Raw genomic sequence first — 24,004 nt, forward strand, 5'->3', positions numbered from 1 at the left:
CTCACTGGAGAGGATGCGGTCAAAATTACTCATCATTGGCCGGAACCTCTGCCTTTACGGGGCCGCCGTACTCGGGTTTGAGTTTGCCGTCTTCACCCAGCAACCAGGCATCCATGACCTTGCGCACCACGGGCGAGGCGACACGACTGCCGGCTTCGCCGTTTTCAATCATCACCGAGACGGTGATCTGCGGGTTGTTGGCCGGCGCGAAGCCGACGAACAAGGCGTGGTCGCGGTGACGCTCCTGCACCTTGGAACGGTCGTATTTTTCGCCCTGCTTGATCGCCACCACCTGGGCCGTACCGCTCTTGCCGGCAATCAGGTATTGCGCGCCAACGCCCGCCACCCGCGCCGTGCCGCGAGCGCCATGCACCACTTGCTGCATGCCGTGGTTGACCTTGGCCCAGTTGGACGGGTCACGCAGGACAATATCCGGCACCGGGTCCGGGTCCACCGGCGGTACGCCCTCGATGGTCTTGGCCAGGTGCGGACGGATCCACTTGCCTTTGCTGGCGATCAACGCGGTGGCCTGGGCCAGTTGCAAGGGGGTGGACTGCATATAGCCCTGGCCAATCCCCAGAATCAGCGTCTCGCCCGGGAACCAGGCCTGGCGTCGGGTGGCACGTTTCCACTCGCGGGACGGCATCAGCCCGGCGGACTCTTCGAACATGTCCAGCGAGACCTTGCGGCCGATACCGAACTGGTTCATGTAGCTCGACAGACGGTCAATCCCCAGCTTGTGGGCCAGGTCATAAAAATAGGTGTCGTTGGAGCGCATGATTGCGGTATCCAGATCGACGTAGCCATCACCGCTACGGTTCCAGTTACGGTATTTGTGATCGTAATTGGGCAGCTGGTAATAGCCGGGGTCATACACCCGCGAGGAGCCGGTGATCACGCCGCTGTCCAGGCCGGCAATCGCCACTGCAGGCTTGATCGTCGAGCCCGGCGGATACAGGCCGCGCAGGATGCGGTTGAACAATGGTCGGTCAATCGAATCACGCAGCTCGGCATAGGCCTTGAAGCTGATGCCGGTCACGAACAGATTGGGGTCAAAACTCGGCTGGCTGACCATCGCCAGCACTTCCCCCGTCATCGGGTTGAGTGCCACCACTGCGCCACGACGCCCTGCCAGCGCCTCTTCAGCTGCTTCCTGCAGTTTGATATCGAGGCTGAGTACGATGTCTTTGCCAGGGATCGGGTCGGTGCGCTTGAGTACTCGCAACACGCGGCCACGGGCATTGGTTTCGACTTCTTCGTAACCCACCTGGCCATGCAGCTCGGCTTCGTAGAAACGCTCGATGCCGGTTTTGCCGATATGGTGGGTGCCGCTGTAATTGACCGGATCGAGGGTTTTAAGCTCTTTTTCGTTGATCCGCCCCATGTAACCCACCGAGTGCGCAAAATGCGCGCCTTGAGGGTAATGCCGCACCAGTTGCGCAACCACTTCAACCCCGGGCAGGCGGAACTGGTTTACGGCAATCCGGGCGATCTGTTCTTCGTTGAGCTCAAATAGAATGGGCACCGGCTCAAACGGCCGCCGCCCCTGCTTCATGCGCTTTTCGAACAGGGCGCGATCCTCGGGCGCAAGCTGCAACACTTCAACAATAACGTCGAGCACTTGCTGCCAGTCACCAGAGCGTTCGCGGGTCATGCTCAGGCTGAAGCTGGGGCGGTTGTCTGCGATCACCACGCCATTACGGTCAAAAATCAGACCGCGGGTAGGCGGGATCGGCTGCACATGCACCCGGTTGTTCTCTGACAAGGTGGAGTGGTAGTCGTACTGCACCACCTGCAGGTAATAAAGCCGCGCGAGCAGCACACAAATCAGCGTCACGACCACAATCGCACCGACCACGACTCGTCCACGCACAAGGCGTGCGTCTTTCTCGTGGTCTTTAAGGCGGATCGGCTGAGTCATTCAGAGCGCTGACTATTTGTGATACGGGTGCCCGGACAGCACTGTCCAGGCGCGATACAACTGCTCACCGATCAGAATCCTCACCAACGGGTGCGGCAGCGTCAATGGCGACAGCGACCAGCGCTGGTCAGCGCGGGCACAGACTTCCGGCGCCAGCCCTTCCGGGCCACCGACCATAAAGTTCACCGTGCGCGAATCCAGGCGCCAGCGGTCAAGCTCAACCGCCAGCTGCTCGGTACTCCACGGTTTGCCGTGCACTTCGAGGGTTACGATGCGCTCGCCCGGGCCTACCTTGGCCAGCATGGCTTCGCCTTCCTGGCGGATGAAGCGGGCCACGTCAGCATTCTTGCCACGGGTGTTGAGCGGTATTTCCACCAGTTCAAGTGCCAGCTCGGATGGCAGACGCTTGGCATATTCATGCCAGCCTTCTTCCACCCACTTGGGCATACGCGAACCGACAGCGATCAAACGCAGGCGCACAGCGAACCCTTACTCTTGGTCTTTGTTGAGCTTCAGGAAGTGCTCATGGGTGTTTTCCGGGCTGTGGTGAGCAGCGCTGCCTGCACGGCTTTGTTCAGCACCGGCCCACAGACGCTCCAGGTCGTAGAACTGACGGGCACTGGCGGTCATCATGTGAACGATCACGTCGTCCATGTCCAGCAGAACCCAGTCGCTGTCGCCCTTGCCTTCTTCGCCCAGCGGCTTGACGCCCAGAGCCTTCACCGCTTCGCGGATCTTGTCGAGCATCGCACCGATCTGACGGTTCGAAGTACCGGTAGCGATGATCATGAAGTCAGTGATGCTGTGCTTGTCACGCACGTCGATGACCTGGATATCCTGGGCCTTGACGTCTTCCAGGGCGGCAACAGCAACCTTGACCAGCTCTTCACCCTTGAGAGGCTCGGCGCTGAAGGTTTTTTCCGGCAATGGCGCGCTTTTGAAGGTGCCTTTGCGCTTTACTTTGCTTACATCTTTGTCAGTCATATAAAACTCGTTTTGCTCGTATGTTCGGGTGTTTCAATACACGACAATTGGCGCCTTGAAACACACCCTTTTTCAGTTCGACGCACGGTAAAGCCCGTGCGCATCGATGTAGGCCAGGACCGCGTCGGGCACCAGGTAACGTACCGACTTACCGCTGGCCAGCAGTTGGCGGATCTGGGTGGCGGATACCGCGAGCGGCGTCTGCCAAACGAATGCAATCTGTCCGCTTGCCCCCTTCAGGGCCAGCGGGTCGCTTACCGAGCGCGCTGCCAGCAGGTTGCGCAAGGCATCCGGCGGTTCGCTGTCGGCATCCGGGCGCTGTAGCACCAGGATATGGCAATGCTGGAGCAACTCTTCCCAGCGATGCCATGTGGGCAGGCCGCAAAACGCGTCCCAACCCAACAGTAAAAACAACTGGTCATACGCGGCCATCTCGGCCCGCATCAATTCCAGTGTATCGATCGTGTAGGACGGTTTGTCCCTTTGCAGCTCCCGGGCGTCCACTACCAGCGTAGCCACTCCTGCGACAGCGCACTCGACCATCGCCAAACGGTCGTGGGCTGACACCTGGGGGGTGTCACGGTGCGGTGGCCTGGCATTGGGGGTAAGACGCAGCTCGTCGAGCCCCATCATCTCCGCCACTTCCAGCCCGCCACGCAGATGACCGATATGCACCGGATCGAAGGTTCCGCCCAGTACGCCTATGCGCTGGGGTAACACGTCGATCACAGGTGCCGGCGCTGACGCTTTCAGCTTGACCAAGTCAGACTGGCTCCTGACCGCGCAACTGGCCATCGCCGACCACAATGTACTTCTCGCAGGTCAGACCTTCGAGACCCACCGGGCCGCGGGCGTGCAGCTTATCAGTAGAAATGCCAATCTCCGCACCCAATCCGTATTCAAATCCATCGGCAAAGCAGGTTGGTGTGTTGAGCATCACGGAACTGGAGTCCACTTCGGCCATAAAACGCCGGGCATCGCCCTGGTGTTCGGTGACGATCGAGTCGGTGTGATGGGAGCCATAGTGATTGATATGCTCAATCGCCTGGTCCAGACCCTCCACGATACGAATCGACAGGATGGCGTCCAGGTACTCGGTGCTCCAGTCGTCTTCAGTGGCGGCAACCACGTCGATCAACTCCCGGGTACGCTCGCAACCGCGCAGTTCGACGCCCTTGGCGCGAAATTGTTCAGCCATTGCCGGCAAAAATTCTGCCGCGACGGCCTGATCCACCAGCAGGGTTTCCATCGCGCCGCAAATGCCATAACGGTAGGTCTTGGCGTTGAACGCAATGCGCTGCGCCTTGGCAAGATCGGCATGGGCACTGACGTATACATGGCAGATGCCGTCCAGGTGTTTGATCACCGGCACCTTGGCATCACGGCTGACCCGTTCGATCAGCCCCTTGCCGCCGCGAGGCACGATGACATCAACGTACTCGGGCATGGTGATCAGCGCGCCGACAGCGGCACGATCGGTCACTTCAACCACTTGCACCACGGCGGGCGGCAAACCGGCTTCGGCCAGGCCGCGCTGGATGCACACTGCAATGGCACGGTTGGAGTGAATCGCCTCGGAGCCACCGCGCAGGATGGTTGCGTTGCCCGACTTCAAGCACAGGCTGGCAGCATCAATGGTCACGTTAGGACGCGACTCGTAGATGATTCCGACTACACCCAGCGGTACACGCATCTTGCCGACCTGAATACCCGAAGGGCGGTAGCTCATGTCGCGAATCGCGCCGATGGGGTCTGGCAGGCTTGCCACCTGACGCAAACCGACAATCATGCTGTCGATGCGTGCAGGGGTCAGCGCCAGGCGCTCCAGCATGGCCGGCTCAAGGCCGTTGGCCCGGCCGGCGGCCAGGTCCAGTTCGTTGGCAGCAACCAGCTCCAGACGTGCGGCATCCAATGCAGCAGCAGCGCCGTGCAGGGCACGGTTTTTCTGCGCCGTACTGGCACGGCCGATCACGCGGGAGGCTTCGCGAGCAGCGCGACCCAGGCGGGTCATGTAGTCAAGAACGGACTCAGTCATGGTCTCAAGGGTCTTGGCAGGGAGGAAAGCGGCCGATTATAGCGGTCCCGCCGCCTCACGCACAGCGGTGGCAGGCGGATGGTCGAAATGGACCACAAATACACTGCGTTCAGCCCCGATTAAGCATGACTTGCTATGATCTGCACCTTTTCAGCTATCCACTGACCGTCCTGCACATGCCCATGATGCTGCCTGATGACTTTTTCGATCGAGATGCCCAGCTTGTTGCTTGCCAACTGCTGGGCAAAGTCATTCGCCATCGGGTCAACGGGCTGTGGCTCAGCGCCCGGATTATCGAAACCGAAGCCTATTACCTCACCGACAAAGGCAGCCACGCCTCGCTGGGCTATACCGACAAGCGCAAGGCGCTGTTTCTCGATGGCGGGCATATCTACATGTATTACGCCCGCGGCGGCGACTCGCTGAATTTCAGCGCCCACGGCCCCGGCAACGCAGTGCTGATCAAATCGGCCCATCCCTGGCTTGATGAGCTGGCGGGCCCGGACAGCCTGGCGCAGATGCAACGCAACAACCCGGACGCCAAAGGCAACCCCCGGCCCGAACACAAACTGTGTGCGGGGCAAACCCTGCTGTGCAAAGCGCTGGGGTTGAAGGTGCGCGAATGGGATGCAAAATGTTTCGACCCCGAACGCTTGTGGGTCGATGACGTCAGAGAACAACCTTCGAAAATTATCCAGACCACCCGTCTGGGCATCCCCCACGGGCGCGACGAGCATTTGATGTACCGCTTTGTCGATGCTGACTACGCTGCGTATTGCACGCGTAATCCGCTGCGTCGCGGGCAGGTTGAGGGGCGGGATTTCATCACCCTGGAGCACAACTGATCCTGTGGGAGCGGGTTTGCTCGCGATGGCATCGCCGCAATTGTCCTGACAGACCGCGGGGCCTGCATCGCGTGCAAACCCACTCCCATAACTAGAGCCGGGCCAGCTTCAAGACTGTAGCGCCTACAAACAACCTAATAAGCAGACAAGGAAATCGGAACATGGGCCCATGGCTCGATAGCATCACCGGCTGGCTGACAGCCAACCCGCAGTGGCTGGGCCTCGCGGTGTTTATTGTGGCTTGCGTGGAGTGTCTGGCAATTGCCGGCATCATTGTTCCCGGCACCGTATTGTTGTTCGCCATTGCCGTCATGGCCGGCAGCGGCGCCCTGTCCCTGGGCCAAACCCTGCTGCTGGGCTTTCTCGGCGGGTTGCTCGGCGACGCGGTGTCCTACGCCCTGGGCAGGCGCTTCCACCAGAACATTCGCCGCTTACCCCTCTTGCGCACTCATCCCGAATGGATGAACGGGGCCGAGAGCTACTTCCATCGCTACGGTATTGTCAGCCTGTTGGTCGGGCGCTTTATCGGCCCGCTGCGGCCCATGCTGCCGATGGTGGCCGGGATGTGCGACATGCCGATCCCGCGCTTTATCGGCGTCAGCCTGCTGGCCGGAGCAGGCTGGTCGGTGGCGTACCTGCTACCGGGCTGGGCCACCGGTGCTGCCATTCGCCTGCCACTGCCCGAAGGCTTCTGGCTACAGGCCGCCATTGTTGCCGCGGGCCTCGCCGCCCTGCTGGGCCTGAGCATCAATGCCAGTATCCGTCGCCAACCCCGGGCCACGCTGCTGATCGGCACACTCAGCTTCGCCCTGCTACTGGCCGTCTTTATCGGTTATCCACACATGACCGCCTTCGACCAGGGCATCACGGCCCTGGTACAAGAGCATCGCAGCAGTGCCATGGACAGCGCCGCCGTGCTGGTGACGCAAATCGGCAACTTCCGTACCCAGTTTCTGGCGGCAGCCCTGGTGTGCGTCATTCTGCTGTTTACCCGGCAATGGCGGGCAATGTGGTTCTTTGGCGGGGTCACGCTGTTTACCGCGCTGGCCAATACCGCGACCAAGCACTTCTTCGCCCGGGTGCGCCCCGAAGTGCTGGTGGACCCGCTGACCAGCTACAGCATGCCCAGCGGCCACAGTTCAGGGGCATTCGCATTTTTTATAGCCCTGGCCATTCTGGCCGGGCGCAACCAGCCACAACGCATGCGCGTCACCTGGGTATTGCTGGGTTGCCTGCTGGCGATAACCGTGGCGATGTCGCGGGTGTACCTGGGCGCTCACTGGCCAACGGACATCACCGCTGGGGCCCTGCTCGCCATCACTGTCAACGCATTCGCTCTGGCGTTAAGCCAGCGATACATGCCCCTTGAGCCGGTCCCGCAGAAAATCTGGTGGCTGATCTTGCCGTCAGTCACTGCGCTCTACGGGTTTTTCATGCTCGGGCACTTGTCCAGGGAACTGCTGCGCTACGCCTACTGAGATCAGTTGAGGGCTTCGCCCTGGATCTCATCGAGCAGCACTTGTATCCCGTCCAGACGCTGCTGCGGGTCATTGACCTGCAGCAGTTCGATCTTGTCTGCCTCGGCAAAGGGCAACAGGTACGCCAGTTGATTGGACAGCGACTGTTGCCCCGCCACCTCGGTGTTCATGTTCAGGGCCGCCACCATCGGGTGCTCGGCCAGCGCCTTGAGCAAGGCCAGCAGGTCCTGGTCTTCTTCCTGCAGGGGCTGCTCGGGGGCGTCATCCAGCCACTCGACTTGCGCCAGCAGTAGCTGATCGCGCTGCAACTCAGTGCCCAGCACTTCAAAGCGCCGCCCGCCCTCGACGCGAATGCCCAGCAGGCCGTTGTCCTGCTGCTGAAAATCGCGAATCAAGGCTTCACAGCCAATCCCGGCGATACCCTGGGGTGCATTGCCGACCTCACGGCCATCCAGGATGCACACCACACCAAAGCCTGTGCCCTGCTTCATGCAGCGGGCAACCATGTCCAGGTAGCGCGCCTCAAATATCTGCAAATCCAGCACACAACCTGGAAACAGCACAGTATTCAAAGGAAACAGCGGCAATGTCATAGCTTCACCCTTACACCATGAGGGTCACGGCCAACGGCAGGAACACCGCCGTACCCAGACCCATCAGACTCATCGCCAGCGCCGCGAAGGCGCCACACTCTTCACTTTCCTGCAGGGCCACCGAAGTGCCAACCGCGTGCGCCGTCATGCCCAGGGCCATACCTCGGGCCTCCGGGCTGTGAACCCCGAGCAGGCGCAACAGGCCCGGCCCGCAAATTGCGCCGATCACCCCGGTAATCAGCACAAACACTGCTGCCAGCGCCGCCACACCACCAATCTGCTCGGCCACCAGCATGGCAATCGGTGAGGTCACCGACTTGGGCGCCAGGGTCATCAGCATCATGTGCTCGGCCCCGAACCACCAGGCCAGGCCCACCACCAACGCAGTGGCGAACACGCCGCCAATTACCAGCGTAGTAAAAATGGGCCAGAACAACTGCCGGATCCGCCGCAGGTTCAGGTACAGCGGCACCGCCAGCGCCACCGTTGCGGGGCCCAGCAAAATACTCAGGATATCGGTGCTCTTGCGGTACTCCGCGTAGCTCAGGCCGCAACTGAGCAGCACACCGATCACCAGCAGCATCGAGGCCAGCACCGGCTGCAGGAAGAGCCAGCGGGTTTTCTCGTAAGCGGCGAGCACCAGTTGATAGGCGCCCAGGGTGATACCGATACCAAACAACGGATGATGGATGACTGACTCCCAGGCGCCCTGCCATTGCAGATTCATGGCCGCTCCTCGGGATGGCTGTGATTCTTGAGCAGACGCTGCATCAGTACGCCGACGAATGCCATCGAGATCAATAGCGACAGCACCAGCGCCCCGACAATCGCCCAGAAGTCAGCGGCAATATCGGCGGCGTACACCATCACGCCCACCGCGGGCGGCACCAACAGCAAGGGTAAATAACGCAACAACCCGCCGGCAGCCTGACTCAATGGCTCGCTGACTTGACCGCGCACCATCAAGAAGCCCAACAACAGCAGCAATCCGATAATGGGCCCGGGCAATACGGGGACGAACAAGTGATTGAGGGCGGTACCGAGCAATTGAAACAGCACCAGCCAAGTCAAGCCGCGTAGCAACATTTCACCTCTCCAGCGAATATTTTTGTGCCGCATTATAAGCACGTCCTACCGACCAACGGCCCAGGCTTGCACCTTGGCATACAATAACTGCCGATGTTTCATCCGGGCCTATAGACAGCTTCCATTGCTGCGGCATACTCGGTGGCTTAATTATCCGGATCCCGTTATGCGCCCATTTGCCCCCCTTGCTTTGACCCTGCTGCTGACGGCCTGTGGAGACGGTGAATCACTGTTACCGCCCGACGCACGCCTGCCCGATGGCGGGCGCTATCGAGGCGAAGTGGTCAACGGGTTGCTGCAGGGCCAGGGCCGTATCGACTATCCGAATGGCAATTGGTACGCAGGGGAGTTCAAAAATGGCCAGTGGCACGGCCAGGGCGAGTGGCACGCCAGCAATGGCGATAGCTATCGCGGCGGTTTCGCGCAAGGCCTGTACAGCGGCCATGGCCGCCTGACCACCCACGACAGCACCTACGAGGGCGGGTTCAAGCTGGGCAACCGCGAGGGCGAGGGCACGCTCAAGCAAGGCACCCTGAGCTATCGCGGCGACTTCAAGGATGACCAGTTCTCGGGCGATGGCCATCTGGAGCTGGAAGACGGCAGCCAGTACCAGGGCCAGTTTGCCCACGGCAAACCCCACGGCACCGGCAGGCGCAGCGATGCCAGCGGCAATGAGTTCGTCGGCGAGTTCGTCAATGGCGAACTTGAAGGCAACGGCATCTTCAACAGCGCCGACGGCGACCAGTACGAGGGCGCGTTCAAGCACAACCAGCTCAACGGCAAGGGCCGCTATGAGAATGCCGACGGCGATGTGTGGAGCGGCGACTTCAAGGACGGCGCATTAACCGGCAAGGGCGAACTGACAGGCATCGACGGCAGCCACTACAGCGGCATGTTCAACGAGTGGCGCTTCAACGGTCCCGGCCATTTGAACCTGCCCGACGGCAGCACCTATGTTGGCGAGTTCGCCGCAGACACCTATCAGGGCCAGGGCACCCTGACCCTGAGCGACGGTACCGTACAAAGCGGCTACTGGCTAAACGGCCAGCGAGTGCGCGATGCCAAAGGGACAGTCTTGCCCGACCCGCTGGAGCTGGGGCTGCTCAACCAGGGCACATTGCTCAACAAGGCGCTGGACGGCGTTGCCCCATCCACCCCGGCAATCGAGCTGTACAGCCTGGTGCTGGCGGGCGACGGCAAGCAGAGCGTGTTCAAGCGCGAAGCCGATTACGTCAGCGACATGCTGGCCAGCCGTTTTGGCAGCCGTGGCCGGATCACCCTGGTGAACCACCGCGACCATCTGCTCGATAGCCCCATGGCCACCCGCGAAAACCTGTACCGCGCGGCAAAAACCCTGGCCGGGCGCACCGGCCCTGAAGACCTGATTTTCATTTATCTGACCAGCCACGGCACCCAGGAACACGAGCTGGTACTCGATCAACCGCGCATGGAGCTGGCAGACCTGCCCGCCGACGAGCTGGCTGCAGCCTTGGCCCCACTGAAAAACCGCGACAAGATCATCGTGATTTCATCCTGCTATTCAGGCGGTTTTATCCCCGCGCTCAAGGATGAAAAAACCCTGATCATGACCGCATCCCAGGCTGACCGCGTGTCTTTTGGCTGCTCTGAAGAAGCCGACTTTACCTACTTCGGCAATGCCTTGTTTGCTCAGGCGCTGAACCAGACCGACGACCTGCAAAAAGCCTTCAAACTGGCCAGGCAGTACGTGGCCGAACGCGAACAAGCGGATGGCTACGAGCCATCCGAACCGCAAATCTGGGCGCCAAAAGGCGTTCTGAACCACTGGCAACGCTTGCGTCAACAACAAGCGAAACAGGCTTTGCAGTAAGCAAATAACCCTGGAATGGCTAAGCTGGTTGTATCAAGGGAGAAACATTATGCACTTGACGCCTTCACATATTTTGCTCGCAGGCGCTACCGGCCTTACCGGCGAACTGCTACTTGACCGCCTGCTCAACGAGCCCACCATCACCCGCGTGCTCGCCCCTTCACGCAAGCCTCTGGCGGCACATCCGCACCTGGAAAACCCGGTAGGTGACCCCGCCGTGTTCCTGCCTCAACTCAGTGGCCGGGTCGATGTCGCCTTCTGCTGCCTGGGCACCACGATCAAGCAGGCAGGTTCCGAGGCAGCCTTCCGCGCGGTGGATCACGACATGGTGGTGGCTTTCGCCAAACGCGCGCGGGAGATGGGCGCACGCCATCTGGTGGTGGTCAGTGCCATCGGCGCCGATCCCAAGTCCTCGGTGTTCTATAACCGGGTCAAAGGTGAAATGGAGCAGTCGCTGCGCGCGCAAAACTGGCCGCAACTGACCATTGCCCGTCCTTCCCTGCTACTGGGCGATCGCGTCGAGCCACGTCTGGCCGAACAGATCGCCGGGCCACTGTCCAAACTGATTCCGGGCAAGTACCACGGTATCGAAGCCTGCCAGCTGGCCCGTGCGCTGTGGCGCCTGGCACTGGAAGAACAGGATGGCGTGCGGGTGATCGAATCCGATGAGTTGCGCAAGCTGGGTAAATAGTCACCCGCCCTGCTGGCTACAAACCACCGCTGGCCTGAAACCCGACACCCAGCACCGTCAGCACGGACAACGGCAATAGCACGGTATCGAGCAACGCGCTGGCGGGCAGGTCCAGGCCCGGATAGCGCGGAGCCTCGGCGCCAAAGCGATCCTTGGCACAGCACCCGCCCTCAAGGGCATACACGTCCAGCCGCGTACCCGAGTACACAACGGGAGCGCCCGGCTTGGCCGCATCCAGCGTTCGCACGCTGGCGCAACCACAAACCAGAGCCGCCACCAGCAGGGCCAATAGCGCCTTACTCATCGCCGCCCACATGGTACTCGCCCCAGCGCGGGAGCATGTCCTGGGGGATATTGAGCAGGTTGAGAATGCGCGCCACCACAAAATCCACCAGGTCATCGATAGTCTGCGGTTGATGATAAAAGCCGGGCGATGCAGGCACTATTACCGCGCCCATATTGGACAGCTTGAGCATGTTCTCCAGATGGATACTGGAATACGGCGCCTCACGCGGCACCAGAATCAGCTGGCGACGCTCCTTGAGCGTCACGTCTGCGGCCCGCTCGATCAGGTTGTTGCAAGCGCCGGTGGCAATCCCCGACAGGGTGCCGGTGGAACACGGCACCACTACCATCGCAGCGGGTGCTCCCGACCCCGAAGCCACGGGCGACATCCAGTCCTCCTTGCCGTATACGCGAATCTGCCCTGCGGCAGCGCCCGTGTATTCAGTCAGAAAAGCCTGCATTGCTTGTGGCTTTGGCGGCAGGCTGACATCCGTTTCGGTTGCCATGACCAATTGTGCGGCCTTGGAGATCAGGAAGTGGACTTCGCGGTCTTCGCGCACCAGGCAATCGAGCAGGCGCAAGGCGTACGGCATGCCGGAAGCACCGGTGACCGCCAGGGTTATGCGTTCCGGGCCACTCATTGCAGCGCTTCCGCCAGCTTGCCATGCAGCCCGCCGAAGCCGCCATTGCTCATGATCACCACATGGGTACCGGGCTTAACCTGGGCCTTGACCTCGGCAATGATGGCGTCCAGCGAATCGCACACCTTGGTCGGCACCGGGCTCGATGCCACCGTCGCGGCCAGATCCCAACCCAGATTGGCCGGGGCATACCAGACCACATGATCCGCCTGCACCACGCTTTGCGGCAGGCCATCGCGGTGGGCTCCGAGCTTCATGGAGTTGGAGCGCGGCTCAATCACCGCGATCAAGGGCGCGTCACCAATGTGCTTGCGCAGGCCATCGAGGGTGGTCGCGATCGCAGTCGGATGGTGGGCAAAGTCGTCGTAGAGGGTAATGCCGTGGACTTCGGCGACTTTCTCCATACGTCGTTTCACGCTTTTGAAAGCGCTCAACCCATCTATCGCCATGCTCGGCACCACGCCGACATGGCGCGCTGCGGCCAGGGTCGCCAGGGCGTTGGCCACGTTATGCTGGCCGGTCATGTTCCAATCGACGGTACCTTGCAGCGCGCCGTCAAACAGCACCTCAAAGCGAGAGCCGTCATCACTGAGCAGCCTGGCTTGCCATTGACCATCGACGCCCGTGGTTTGTACCGGCGTCCAGCAGCCCATTTCGATTACACGCTGCAATGCAGGCTCGGTGGTCGGGTGGATAACCAGCCCTTCACTCGGGATAGTGCGCACCAAATGGTGGAATTGCCGCTCAATGGCCGGCAAGTCCGGGAAGATGTCAGCGTGATCGAACTCGAGATTGTTGAGGATTGCCGTGCGCGGACGGTAGTGGACAAACTTCGAGCGCTTGTCGAAAAAGGCGCTGTCATATTCATCGGCTTCTACCACAAAGAACGGCGTATCACCCAGACGGGCCGACACGGCAAAGTTCTGCGGCACACCGCCAATCAGGAAACCCGGGGCCATGCCCGCGTACTCCAGCACCCAGGCCAGCATGCTGCTGGTCGTGGTTTTACCGTGGGTACCTGCCACGGCCAGTACCCAGCGGCCTTGCAGCACATGGTCAGCCAGCCATTGCGGGCCGGACACGTAAGGCAGGCCCTTGTTGAGCACGTACTCAACTGCGGGGTTGCCACGGGACAGCGCATTGCCGATCACTACTACATCTGGCGCCGGATCGAGCTGAACCGGGTCATAGCCCTGGGTTAGTTCAATACCTTGAGCCTGCAGCTGGGTGCTCATCGGCGGATAGACGTTGGCGTCTGAGCCAGTAACGTGATGGCCCAGTTCTTTGGCCAGAACCGCCAGCGACCCCATGAAAGTGCCGCAAATACCCAAAATATGAATGTGCATAGTTGACCTCGTAAACCATCGGCGAAGGGTAGCGTAGCAAGGTTCTTTTCGCACCTGATGATTCTGAAACCCTCACCCTAGCCCTCTCCCTGAGGGAGAGGCGACTAAAAGCAAAAGCGGATTTGCGCAACGCCTCAGGTCAGCCCCCTCACTCTCCGGGAGACGGTTGGGGTGAGGGGCTTTTAAGCATTACCGCTCAATCCCATGCTTGCGCAGCTTTCTATACAGGGTGTTGCGGCTCACCCCCAGTTGCAGCGCGGTATGGGTCATATGCCAGCGGTGCAGTTCGAGCGCCAGCAACAAGGCCTGCTTTTCGGCATCCTCAAGCGGGTATTCACATGCTTCAGGGGCTTTGGGCGGAGCCAGGCGAATAGTGGCCGGCAGATCTTCGTACTGGATCACGTCGTTTTCGCAGAGTGCAGCCAGGGTTCGCAGCACATTGCGCAGCTGACGCACGTTGCCTGGCCAGGCAAAATCCAGCAACGCCTCACGTGCCGCCGGGCTGATAAACAGGCGCTGCCCTCCCGCCTCTTCGGCCAGCAAGAAGTCCAGCAACTGCGATTTGTCCGTGCGCTCGCGCAACGCTGGCAAACCGATTTCCAGTCCATTAAGGCGGTAATACAGGTCTTCACGAAAACTGCCGTCCGCCACGCGCTCCTGCAAGTTACGGTGGGTGGCGCTGATAATGCGCACGTTGACCGCCATCGGCTCGCCACCAATGGGCACCACCACACGGTCCTCCAGCACTCTTAACAACCGGGTTTGCAACGCCAGCGGCATATCGCCAATTTCATCCAGAAACAGGGTGCCGCCATCGGCCTGCTGCAACTTGCCCTGCATGCCTTCCTTGCGTGCCCCGGTAAAACTACCACCGCGATAGCCGAACAGTTCGCTCTCGATCAGGCTTTCGGGGATCGACGCGCAGTTGAGCGCCACAAACGGCTTGCTGCTGCGCAAGCTGGCTTGATGCACAGCCTTGGCAAAGGCTTCTTTGCCGGAGCCGGTTTCACCATTGACCAACAGCGGCACATCGCGCTCAAACACCCGTAATGACCGGCGAAAATCCGTCTGCAGGGCCTCATCACCCAGGCAGATGCTGCTCGGGCGCGGTGGTTCGGCTTGCACCATGGCCGGGGCAGGCCCGTTCCGTGGTTGGCCGCGCAGTGCCGCAAATAATCGACGCCCGTCGCGGGTATGCAGCGGCCAACTGGCATTCGCCTGGAGGGTGGCCCGACTGAAAAGCTCATCCCGCGGGCAATCGAAAACACTGTCGACCGATTGCCCGAGCAAACTGCCACGCACATGCCCTAGCAGGTTCAGGGCACTCTGGTTAACCGCGCCTATAACTCCGTCGCCATCAAACGCCAGCATGCCTTCGCTGAACAATCCGATAGACTCGGCGTGCAGATGAAAACGCAGCAGCCACTGATTCTGAAAGTGCCCGAGGAAGTAGCTGTTTTCGATGATTTTCGCTGACAGATTAACCAGCGCCATCGTATGAAACTGGCTCTGACGGGAAGCCTCATGGCGGGCCGAAGACACGTCGAGCACCGCCAGCAACTCGCCCTGCGGATCGAACACCGGGCTGGCCGAGCAGGTCAGCCCGGTGTGCCGGCCACGAAAGTGTTCATCCTGATGGATGGTCAGTGCCTGACGCTCGACCAGGCAGGTACCGATGCCGTTGGTACCCTCCCTGGCTTCGCTCCAGTCGGCTCCCAGCCACAGCCCCGCCTGCTCGAACACCTTGCGTTCGGAGGGGGCAGTGACACAGTTGAGGATCACGCCACGGGCATCAGTCAATAGCACCGCGTGCCCGGCACCGGAGAGTTGCTGATGCAGGCTGTTCATTTCGTGACCGGCGATTTTCAGCACCTGCTGCAAACGCTCGCGGCCTTCAAGGATACGGCCTTGCTCAAGTACGGTCGGGGCTACGGTTTGCGCAGGATCGAGGTGATAGTCCTCCAGGCAACGCTGCCAGGAACGGACGATGGACGGGTCACACCCTTGCGGGCGACCGCGGGTGACATCAATGACTTGCCGTGCGTGACGGCGCAAATCGGTGCTGTGCATTTCTTATTGTTCTCCGCTCTGTCTCGGTGGTCCCGTGCTCAACAGAGGCAACTCGCCCTCAGCGGCAACAAAGATCCAGTCCAAACCGAACGCCCAGCATCCTCTTGCTCACCGGCCTTTGCAATCGCGAACTGACCGGCCGGTCATCGGTTGTGCCAGGACTGGTACAAATTGTCACCACAGCTGTATCAGGTGTGCCACAAGCCCCTCTCCCCAACGACCGGGTAAAACCCGCAAAGCCTTGGAAGACAAGGCCTGCACAAAGATGGCCCAGCCCTTGCTCATACTTTTGCCAGCGCCACAGCGCGTCCTCCCATAAGCACAATAAAGCCAGGAGACACTCACCATGCGTTACGCACAACCCGGTACTGAAGGCTCGATTGTTTCGTTCAAGAGCCGTTACGGTAACTACATCGGCGGCGAATTCGTGGCACCGGTCAAAGGCCAGTATTTCACCAACACCTCGCCGGTCAACGGCAAAGCCATTGCCGAATTCCCGCGTTCTACTGCCGAAGACATCGAAAAAGCCCTCGACGCTGCCCACGCCGCTGCTGATGCCTGGGGCGCGACCTCAGTGCAGGCACGTTCGCTGGTGTTGCTGAAGATTGCTGACCGCATTGAGCAAAACCTCGAACTGCTGGCCATTACCGAAACCTGGGACAACGGCAAAGCCGTACGCGAAACCCTGAACGCCGACGTGCCGCTGGCTGCGGATCATTTCCGTTACTACGCCGGCTGCATCCGCGCTCAAGAAGGCAGCGCCGCCGAAATTGACGGCAATACCGTGGCGTATCACATCCACGAACCGCTGGGCGTGGTCGGGCAGATCATTCCGTGGAACTTCCCGCTGCTGATGGCCGCCTGGAAACTTGCCCCTGCACTGGCGGCGGGCAACTGCATCGTGCTCAAACCGGCTGAACAAACGCCGCTGAGCATCACCGTTTTTATGGAACTGATCGGCGACCTGCTGCCACCGGGCGTCCTCAACGTCGTGCAGGGGTTCGGTAAAGAAGCAGGCGAAGCGCTGGCTACCAGCAAACGCATTGCCAAGATCGCCTTTACTGGCTCCACACCTGTAGGCGCTCACATCATGAAATGTGCCGCCGAGAACATCATCCCGTCGACCGTGGAACTGGGTGGCAAGTCGCCAAACATCTTCTTCGAAGACATCATGCAGGCCGAGCCGGCCTTTATTGAAAAAGCCGCTGAAGGTCTGGTGCTGGCATTCTTCAACCAGGGCGAAGTGTGCACCTGCCCGTCGCGGGCGCTGGTGCAGGAGTCGATCTACGACGACTTTATGAAAGTGGTGATGCGCAAGGTCGAGGCAATCAAGCGTGGAGACCCGCTGGACACCGACACCATGGTCGGCGCCCAGGCCTCCGAACAGCAATTCGACAAGATCCTGTCCTACCTTGAAATTGCCAGGAACGAAGGCGCTGAACTGCTGACCGGCGGTGCCGTAGCCAAGCTCGAAGGCGATCTGGCAACCGGCTATTACATCCAGCCGACCCTGCTCAAGGGCACCAACAAAATGCGCGTCTTCCAGGAAGAAATCTTTGGCCCGGTGGTCAGCATCACCACCTTCAAGGACGAAGCCGAAGCGCTGGCGATTGCCAACGACACCGAGTTTGGCCTCGGCGCCGGCCTGTGGACCCGCGACATCAACCGCGCCTATCGCATGGGCCGTGCCATCAAGGCGGGTCGCGTGTGGACCAACTGTTACCACCTCTACCCGGCACACGCCGCGTTCGGCGGGTACAAAAAATCCGGCGTCGGCCGTGAAACCCACAAAATGATGCTCGACCACTACCAACAGACCAAAAACCTGCTGGTGAGCTACGACATCAACCCGCTGGGTTTCTTCTAACCCAGAACCCTGTAGGAGCGGGCTTGTTCGCGAAAGGATCGCTGCGCTGTACTGAACGACCGCAGCGCCTGCATCGCGAGCAAGCCCGCTCCCACAAACTGGCATCAATAGCTCTACACCGGGCCTTCTGGCCTAGCTCTTGCTTATCTCCCTGTCATATTTTCTCAAACTATAAAAGAACAGGTGAATTCCCATGCCTAGCGAACCTACTGCCGCTGCGGCGGCGTCCTCTGTCGATTTTGAAAAAGTCGGCTCCGATTATTTCCAACAACGTGAACTGAAAAAAGGCGCTGCCGGCTGGGTCCTGCTGGTGGGCCTGGGCGTGGCCTATGTGATTTCCGGCGACTACGCCGGCTGGAACTTCGGCCTGGCCCAGGGCGGCTGGGGCGGAATGTTTATCGCCACATTGCTGATGGCCACCATGTACTTGTGCATGTGCTTTTCACTGGCCGAATTGTCCTCGATGATCCCCACCGCCGGTGGCGGCTACGGCTTTGCCCGCAGTGCTTTCGGGCCGTGGGGCGGGTTCCTCACCGGTACGGCGATCCTGATTGAATATGCCATCGCCCCTGCCGCGATTGCCTGTTTTATCGGCGCCTATTGCGAGTCGCTGTTCGGTATTGGCGGCTGGATGATCTACCTGGCGTTCTACATCATCTTTATCGGCATCCATATTTTCGGGGTCGGGGAAGCGCTCAAGCTGATGTTCATCATCACCGCCGTGGCGGCCATTGCCCTGGGGGTGTTTCTGGTCGCGATGGTGCCGCACTTCAGCGTCGCCAACCTGCTGGATATCCCTGTCACCGAGGCCAAGGGCGCCAGCGCATTTCTGCCCTTCGGTTATGTCGGTGTCTGGGCAGCCATCCCTTATGCGATCTGGTTTTTCCTCGCTGTCGAAGGCGTGCCGCTGGCTGCTGAAGAAACCAAGAACCCCAAGCGTGACCTGCCTCGCGGCCTGATCGGCGCCATGCTGGTTCTGGCCACCTTTGCCCTGCTGATTCTGGTGATCGGCCCGGGCGGCGCCGGCGCGCACCACTTGATGGCATCGGGTAATCCGCTGGTCGAAGCCCTGAGCAAGGCGTATGGCGGCTCGACCTGGATGGGCGGCTTTGTGAACTTGGTGGGCCTGGCCGGTTTGATTGCCAGCTTCTTCTCGATCATTTACGCCTATTCACGTCAGATCTTCGCCTTGTCCCGCGCCGGCTATTTGCCGCGCAAACTGTCCGAAACCAACAAGAGCAAGGCGCCGGTGCTGGCCTTGATCATCCCCGGCATTATCGGTTTTGGTCTGTCACTGACCGGCCAGGGCGACTTGCTGATTCTGGTGGCGGTATTTGGCGCGACCATTTCCTATGTGCTGATGATGGCCGCGCATATCACCCTGCGTATTCGCCGCCCTAAAATGGAGCGCCCGTATCGCACGCCGGGCGGGATTTTCACTTCGGGCACTGCTTTGGTGCTTGCCTGTGTCGCGGTGGTGGCCGGTTTCCTGGTTGACCCGCGGGTGGTGATTGGCGCTGCGGTGATCTATGGAGTATTAATTGCCTACTTCGCTTTTTACAGTCGGCACCATTTGGTGGCCGGTACGCCGGAAGAGGAATTCGCGGCTATTCAACAGGCCGAAAAAGCCTTGCACTGACCGCTGAGAATCCCGCCAGACGCCTTGCGTCTGGCGTCATGGAGCACCTAAATGGCAACTTTCTCTCATGCGGTTGGCACCCAGACCTACCGTTTCGATAGCCTTAAAGATGTAATGGCCAAGGCTGGCCCGGCCCGTTCCGGGGATTTTCTGGCCGGCGTGGCTGCGCAAAACGACGGCGAACGGGTGGCCGCGCAAATGGCGCTGGCTGACATCCCGCTCGCCTATTTTCTGCAAGAAGTTCTGATCCCCTACGAGACCGATGAGGTCACCCGGCTGATTATCGACAGCCATGATCTTCAAGCCTTCGCCCCGGTCAGCCACCTGACCGTCGGTGGCTTTCGCGACTGGCTGCTCAGCGACGCAGCCAGCGAGGACAGCCTGCGGGCCCTGGCGCCGGGCCTGACCCCGGAAATGGCCGCCGCCGTGTCGAAGATCATGCGCGTACAGGACCTGATTCTGGTCGCGCAAAAGATCCGTGTGGTTACCCGGTTTCGCGGCACCATGGGCCTGCGCGGCCGACTTTCGACACGCCTGCAACCCAACCACCCCACCGATGACCCGGCCGGCATTGCCGCCAGCATTCTCGACGGGCTGCTCTACGGCAACGGCGATGCCATGATCGGCATCAACCCGGCCACTGACAGCATTGCCTCGATCTGCGACCTGCTGAACATGCTCGACGCCATCATCCAGCGCTATGAAATCCCCACCCAGTCCTGCGTACTGACCCACGTCACCACCTCGATCGAAGCCATCAATCGCGGCGTGCCGCTGGATCTGGTATTTCAGTCCATTGCCGGCACCGAGGCCGCCAACGCCAGTTTTGGCATCAACCTGAATGTGCTGCAGGAAGGCTACGAGGCAGGTTTAAGCCTCAATCGCGGGACTCTGGGCAATAACCTGATGTATTTCGAAACAGGTCAGGGCAGCGCGCTGTCGGCCAACGCCCATTTCGGCGTGGATCAACAAACCTGTGAAACCCGCGCCTACGCCGTGGCACGGCATTTCAAGCCGTTTCTGGTCAATACCGTGGTCGGTTTTATCGGCCCCGAGTACCTGTACAACGGCAAGCAGATCATCCGCGCCGGCCTTGAGGACCACTTCTGCGGCAAGCTGCTGGGTGTGCCCATGGGCTGTGATATCTGCTACACCAACCATGCCGAAGCGGACCAGGACGACATGGACACCCTGCTGACATTGCTGGGGGTGGCCGGGATCAACTTCATCATGGGCATTCCGGGGTCGGACGACATCATGCTCAACTATCAGACCACGTCGTTCCATGACGCCCTGTATGCCCGCAAAACCCTGGGGTTAAAACCCGCCCCGGAGTTTGAACAGTGGCTCAGCAAGGTGGGCATTTTTACTCAGAACGATGGCCGCATCGAGTTCGGCCATCAGCTGCCACCTGCATTTCGCCAGGCGCTGGCTCATTTGGGAGGACGCTAGGCATGGCCGACAACCTTAACCCGTGGCTGGAACTGCGCCGCCTGACCCCCGCACGTATTGCCCTGGGACGCACCGGCACCAGCATGCCGACCCAGGCCCAGCTCGACTTTCAATTCGCCCATGCCCAGGCCCGGGATGCGGTGCATTTGCCGTTTGATCACCCCGGCCTGAGTGCACAGTTAACCGAGCGCGGGCGCGAGAGTCTGCTGTTGCACAGTGCCGCGGCTGACCGCCACAGCTACCTGCAACGCCCGGATCTGGGACGCAAGCTCAACGACGACTCTGCGCAGCAATTGCGCGACTACGCAGCGGCCAACCCCGGCGGCATCGATGTCGCCGTGGTGGTAGCGGATGGTTTGTCGGCACTGGCCGTGCATCGCCACACCTTGCCCTTCCTGGCACGCATGGAAGAGCACACGACGACTGAAGGCTGGTCGCTGTCGCCGGTGATTCTGGTAGAGCAAGGGCGAGTTGCCGTGGCCGACGAAATTGGCGAACTGCTGGGCGCACGCATGGTGGTGATGTTGATCGGCGAACGCCCCGGGCTCAGCTCCCCCGACAGCCTGGGGCTGTACTTCACCTACGCGCCGAAAATCGGCCTGACCGATGCGTATCGCAACTGTATTTCCAATGTACGGCTTGAAGGCCTGAGCTACGGCATGGCCGCTCATCGGCTGGCGTACCTGATGCGCGAAGCCTGCCGGCGGCAATTATCGGGAGTGAATCTGAAGGATGAAGCCCAGGTGCAGACCCTGGATGTCGAGGCGCCCAGCGAAAACTTTCTGCTCAAGGGCGATTAACTCTGCGTAGTAGCTGCCGAAGGAACGAGGCTGCTGCTACGGCTTTTGACTACCAATACACGCTTCGCTACAAACTCACACTGCAGAATTCGTCTCAATCCGTATAATCCGGTTCTTCAAAAAAGTACGAAAAAACTACAATTGTTGTAGTTAACTACGCATCCCTACCCGCACAGACCTGCAGAGCCGGGTCATCAACACAGGTGCTTCACATGGATTTCAACCCGATCGACATTATCCTGCACCTCGATGTGTACCTCGACATGCTGGTAAACAATTACGGGCCATGGATCTACGCCATCCTGTTTCTGGTGATTTTTTGCGAAACCGGTCTGGTGGTCATGCCGTTTTTGCCGGGTGATTCGCTGCTCTTTATCGCGGGCGCCGTAGCTGCCGGCGGCGGCATGGACCCGGTACTGCTCGCAGGCTTGCTGATGCTGGCTGCGATCATGGGCGACAGCACCAACTACGTTATCGGACGAACGGCAGGCGAGCGCTTGTTCAGCAACCCGAATTCGAAAATCTTCCGTCGCGACTACCTGGAAAAAACCCACGACTTCTATGAGCGTCATGGCGGTAAAACCGTAACCATGGCCCGTTTCCTGCCGATTTTCCGCACCTTCGCTCCGTTTGTTGCCGGTGTGGCGCGCATGTTCTACCCGCGCTTCTTTATGTTCAGCGTATTCGGCACCATCCTGTGGGTTGGCGGCCTGGTCACTCTGGGTTATTTCTTCGGCAATGTGCCATTTATCAAGAAGAACCTGTCGCTGCTGGTGGTGGGCATCATTCTACTGTCGCTGGTACCGATGATTATTGGCGTGATCCGCAGCCGTCTGGGCCGTACTCCAGCCAAAGCCAAAGCCTGATCGGGAGACACCACCATGTGGTCTCTAAGTGAATGGCGGCGCCAGCGAATCCTTGCGCAGCACCCGGTAACGCCTGACGTATGGCACAACGTGCGCCAGCATCTGAGCATTCTCGACGGGCTGAATGACGAGCAGGACAAATGGCTGCGCGACAGCAGCGTATTGTTTCTGCAAGCCAAGCACCTCACCCCCATGCCCGGGGTTGAGCTGACCGAAGAGGGCCGGCTGTTGCTGGCCGCTCAGGCGCAATTGCCGCTGCTCAACCTGGGTGACCTGGACTGGTACCAGGGGTTTCACGAAATCGTGCTCTACCCCGACGACTTCGTCAGCCCCCAGCGCCATCGTGATTCCAGCGGTGTAGAGCATGAATGGGAAGGCCATCACAGCGGTGAAGCCTGGCAGCATGGCCCGGTGGTTCTGGCCTGGCCGGGCGTGCTGGCCAGCGGTGGCTGGGAAGGCTACAACCTGGTCATCCACGAACTGGCGCACAAGCTGGACATGCTCAATGGTGCCGCGAATGGCATGCCGCCCTTGCACAGCAGCATGCATGTCAGTGACTGGACCCAAGCCATGCAACAGGCCTACGACCATCTCAATCACTACCTCGACCACCACAACCCCGACCACGCGCCTATCGACCCCTATGCCGCCGAAAACCCGGCGGAGTTCTTTGCGGTCACCAGCGAGTACTTTTTCAGCGCACCCGACCTGTTGAACCATGCCTACCCGCTGGTCTATCAACAACTGAGCCTGTTTTATCGTCAGGACACGCTGGCACGCCTCAAGCAGCTGCAAAGCGAACACCCCGAATACCGCGCGCAGCACTGATCGCCCAAGGGTGACGTCCTTATAGGAATACGCCTATAATCGCCGCCACTTTTTGGCCAAATCGGCCAAACAAACTGGCCTACTAACGGGGGCACCGCCCAATGAGCTACAGCAAGATTCCGGCTGGCAAAGACCTGCCGAATGACATCTACGTCGCTATCGAGATTCCGGCTAACCACGCGCCGATCAAATATGAAATCGACAAAGACAGCGATTGCCTGTTCGTTGACCGCTTCATGGCCACCCCGATGTTCTACCCGGCCAACTACGGTTTTATCCCTAACACCCTGGCTGACGACGGTGATCCGCTGGACGTGCTGGTGGTTACCCCTTACCCGGTAGCTCCAGGCTCGGTTATCCGTGCTCGCCCGGTTGGCATCCTGCACATGACTGACGACGGCGGCGGCGATGCCAAAGTGGTTGCAGTGCCTCACGACAAGCTGTCCCAGCTGTACGTTGACGTGAAAGAGTACACCGACCTGCCACCCCTGCTGATCCAGCAGATCCAGCACTTCTTCGAGAACTACAAAGATCTCGAAAAAGGCAAATGGGTGAAGATCGAAGGTTGGGGCGATGCTGAAGCTGCCCGTGCCGAAATCACCAAATCGGTTGCGGCCTACAAAGGCTAAGCAAGCGGTTAAAAAAAACCTCGGCTCGCCGGGGTTTTTTTATGCCTGCATAAACGCAATAAAACAGCCTGTTTACGGCGCGCAAAATGCCCAGTCAAT

23 protein-coding genes are annotated in these 24,004 nt (G+C 60.1%); 11 read left to right on the top strand and 12 right to left on the bottom strand.

Annotated features, from left to right (window positions below; genetic code table 11):
* Nucleotides 1-25: 25 nt before the first annotated feature.
* The 5 genes from mrdA to HBN79_RS17580 form a co-directional block, all read right to left on the bottom strand.
* A complete protein-coding gene (gene mrdA, locus HBN79_RS17560; protein ID WP_094999438.1) occupies nt 26-1,921 on the bottom strand; it encodes a penicillin-binding protein 2 in 1,896 nt (631 codons plus the stop codon).
* A gap of 12 nt (nt 1,922-1,933) precedes the next feature.
* Complete coding sequence (gene rlmH, locus HBN79_RS17565; protein WP_003444191.1) at nt 1,934-2,401, bottom strand: 23S rRNA (pseudouridine(1915)-N(3))-methyltransferase RlmH; 468 nt, start codon at nt 2,399-2,401, stop codon at nt 1,934-1,936.
* A gap of 9 nt (nt 2,402-2,410) precedes the next feature.
* Entirely contained in the window at nt 2,411-2,905 is a 495-nt protein-coding gene (gene rsfS, locus HBN79_RS17570; RefSeq protein WP_016779261.1) for a ribosome silencing factor, read from the bottom strand.
* A 72-nt stretch (nt 2,906-2,977) separates the two neighbouring features.
* Nucleotides 2,978-3,700 (bottom strand): nicotinate-nucleotide adenylyltransferase, encoded by a 723-nt coding sequence (nadD, locus tag HBN79_RS17575; RefSeq protein WP_232527619.1) that lies wholly within the window; start codon nt 3,698-3,700, stop codon nt 2,978-2,980.
* The gene (locus HBN79_RS17580) at nt 3,669-4,940 is read right to left on the bottom strand and encodes a glutamate-5-semialdehyde dehydrogenase (protein WP_095031788.1); all 1,272 of its coding nucleotides are present in this window, start codon (nt 4,938-4,940) and stop codon (nt 3,669-3,671) included. Before HBN79_RS17580 ends, nadD begins: the two co-directional genes overlap by 32 nt.
* A gap of 176 nt (nt 4,941-5,116) precedes the next feature.
* On the opposite strand from HBN79_RS17580, the gene HBN79_RS17585 reads away from it, so the two are divergent.
* Nucleotides 5,117-5,785 carry a DNA-3-methyladenine glycosylase gene (locus tag HBN79_RS17585; RefSeq protein WP_169916969.1) on the top strand — a complete coding sequence of 223 codons (669 nt, stop codon included), beginning with the start codon at nt 5,117-5,119 and terminating at the stop codon, nt 5,783-5,785.
* 161 nt (nt 5,786-5,946) lie between these two features.
* Nucleotides 5,947-7,263: a bifunctional DedA family/phosphatase PAP2 family protein gene (locus HBN79_RS17590; RefSeq protein WP_095024992.1), complete on the top strand. Its 1,317-nt coding sequence runs from the start codon at nt 5,947-5,949 to the stop codon at nt 7,261-7,263.
* 2 nt (nt 7,264-7,265) lie between these two features.
* Here HBN79_RS17590 and HBN79_RS17595 read toward each other — a convergent pair whose 3' ends face one another.
* Genes HBN79_RS17595 through HBN79_RS17605 form a run of 3 tightly spaced genes read right to left on the bottom strand, consistent with a single transcriptional unit; the run spans nt 7,266 to nt 8,942 of the window.
* Nucleotides 7,266-7,856 (bottom strand): LON peptidase substrate-binding domain-containing protein, encoded by a 591-nt coding sequence (locus HBN79_RS17595; protein ID WP_094999442.1) that lies wholly within the window; start codon nt 7,854-7,856, stop codon nt 7,266-7,268.
* 10 nt (nt 7,857-7,866) lie between these two features.
* Nucleotides 7,867-8,583 (bottom strand): LrgB family protein, encoded by a 717-nt coding sequence (locus HBN79_RS17600; RefSeq protein ID WP_094999443.1) that lies wholly within the window; start codon nt 8,581-8,583, stop codon nt 7,867-7,869.
* Nucleotides 8,580-8,942 carry a CidA/LrgA family protein gene (locus tag HBN79_RS17605; protein ID WP_094999444.1) on the bottom strand — a complete coding sequence of 121 codons (363 nt, stop codon included), beginning with the start codon at nt 8,940-8,942 and terminating at the stop codon, nt 8,580-8,582. The genes HBN79_RS17600 and HBN79_RS17605 overlap by 4 nt, the downstream gene beginning before the upstream one ends.
* Nucleotides 8,943-9,108: 166 nt before the next feature.
* Here HBN79_RS17605 and HBN79_RS17610 point away from each other — a divergent pair, with 166 nt between their 5' ends.
* Both HBN79_RS17610 and HBN79_RS17615 read left to right on the top strand, forming a co-directional pair.
* Nucleotides 9,109-10,791 carry a C13 family peptidase gene (locus HBN79_RS17610; protein ID WP_095019054.1) on the top strand — a complete coding sequence of 561 codons (1,683 nt, stop codon included), beginning with the start codon at nt 9,109-9,111 and terminating at the stop codon, nt 10,789-10,791.
* A gap of 49 nt (nt 10,792-10,840) precedes the next feature.
* Nucleotides 10,841-11,482 carry an oxidoreductase gene (locus HBN79_RS17615; RefSeq protein ID WP_094999446.1) on the top strand — a complete coding sequence of 214 codons (642 nt, stop codon included), beginning with the start codon at nt 10,841-10,843 and terminating at the stop codon, nt 11,480-11,482.
* Nucleotides 11,483-11,498: 16 nt separating this feature from the next.
* On the opposite strand, the gene HBN79_RS17620 is transcribed toward HBN79_RS17615, so the two are convergent.
* The 4 genes from HBN79_RS17620 to HBN79_RS17635 form a co-directional block, all read right to left on the bottom strand.
* Nucleotides 11,499-11,786, bottom strand: a complete 288-nt coding sequence (locus HBN79_RS17620; RefSeq protein WP_094999447.1) for a YceK/YidQ family lipoprotein — start codon at nt 11,784-11,786, stop codon at nt 11,499-11,501.
* Nucleotides 11,779-12,408, bottom strand: coding sequence for a flavin prenyltransferase UbiX (gene ubiX / locus HBN79_RS17625; protein ID WP_094999448.1), 630 nt, complete (start codon nt 12,406-12,408; stop codon nt 11,779-11,781). Before ubiX ends, HBN79_RS17620 begins: the two co-directional genes overlap by 8 nt.
* Entirely contained in the window at nt 12,405-13,754 is a 1,350-nt protein-coding gene (gene mpl / locus HBN79_RS17630; protein ID WP_094999449.1) for a UDP-N-acetylmuramate:L-alanyl-gamma-D-glutamyl-meso-diaminopimelate ligase, read from the bottom strand. The genes ubiX and mpl overlap by 4 nt, the downstream gene beginning before the upstream one ends.
* 189 nt (nt 13,755-13,943) lie before the next feature.
* Nucleotides 13,944-15,824 (bottom strand): sigma-54-dependent Fis family transcriptional regulator, encoded by a 1,881-nt coding sequence (locus HBN79_RS17635; protein WP_169916958.1) that lies wholly within the window; start codon nt 15,822-15,824, stop codon nt 13,944-13,946.
* A 346-nt stretch (nt 15,825-16,170) separates the two neighbouring features.
* Here HBN79_RS17635 and HBN79_RS17640 point away from each other — a divergent pair, with 346 nt between their 5' ends.
* From HBN79_RS17640 to ppa, 7 genes are all read left to right on the top strand, one after another.
* Nucleotides 16,171-17,691: an aldehyde dehydrogenase family protein gene (locus HBN79_RS17640; RefSeq protein ID WP_095020958.1), complete on the top strand. Its 1,521-nt coding sequence runs from the start codon at nt 16,171-16,173 to the stop codon at nt 17,689-17,691.
* A 193-nt stretch (nt 17,692-17,884) separates the two neighbouring features.
* Entirely contained in the window at nt 17,885-19,330 is a 1,446-nt protein-coding gene (gene eat, locus HBN79_RS17645) for an ethanolamine permease (RefSeq protein ID WP_094999452.1), read from the top strand.
* Nucleotides 19,331-19,381: 51 nt separating this feature from the next.
* Nucleotides 19,382-20,782, top strand: coding sequence for an ethanolamine ammonia-lyase subunit EutB (locus HBN79_RS17650; RefSeq protein WP_095020960.1), 1,401 nt, complete (start codon nt 19,382-19,384; stop codon nt 20,780-20,782).
* Between the two features lie 2 nt (nt 20,783-20,784).
* Complete coding sequence (eutC, locus tag HBN79_RS17655) at nt 20,785-21,582, top strand: ethanolamine ammonia-lyase subunit EutC (RefSeq protein ID WP_095023464.1); 798 nt, start codon at nt 20,785-20,787, stop codon at nt 21,580-21,582.
* 212 nt (nt 21,583-21,794) lie between these two features.
* Nucleotides 21,795-22,448, top strand: a complete 654-nt coding sequence (locus HBN79_RS17660; protein ID WP_094999455.1) for a DedA family protein — start codon at nt 21,795-21,797, stop codon at nt 22,446-22,448.
* A 15-nt stretch (nt 22,449-22,463) separates the two neighbouring features.
* Entirely contained in the window at nt 22,464-23,276 is an 813-nt protein-coding gene (locus HBN79_RS17665; RefSeq protein ID WP_094999456.1) for a M90 family metallopeptidase, read from the top strand.
* A 101-nt stretch (nt 23,277-23,377) separates the two neighbouring features.
* Nucleotides 23,378-23,905, top strand: a complete 528-nt coding sequence (gene ppa / locus HBN79_RS17670; RefSeq protein ID WP_016779241.1) for an inorganic diphosphatase — start codon at nt 23,378-23,380, stop codon at nt 23,903-23,905.
* Nucleotides 23,906-24,004: the final 99 nt, after the last annotated feature.

Source organism: Pseudomonas sp. WS 5051, from assembly GCF_012985715.1.
In the GTDB taxonomy this organism is placed as follows: Bacteria; Pseudomonadota; Gammaproteobacteria; order Pseudomonadales; family Pseudomonadaceae; genus Aquipseudomonas; species Aquipseudomonas bubulae.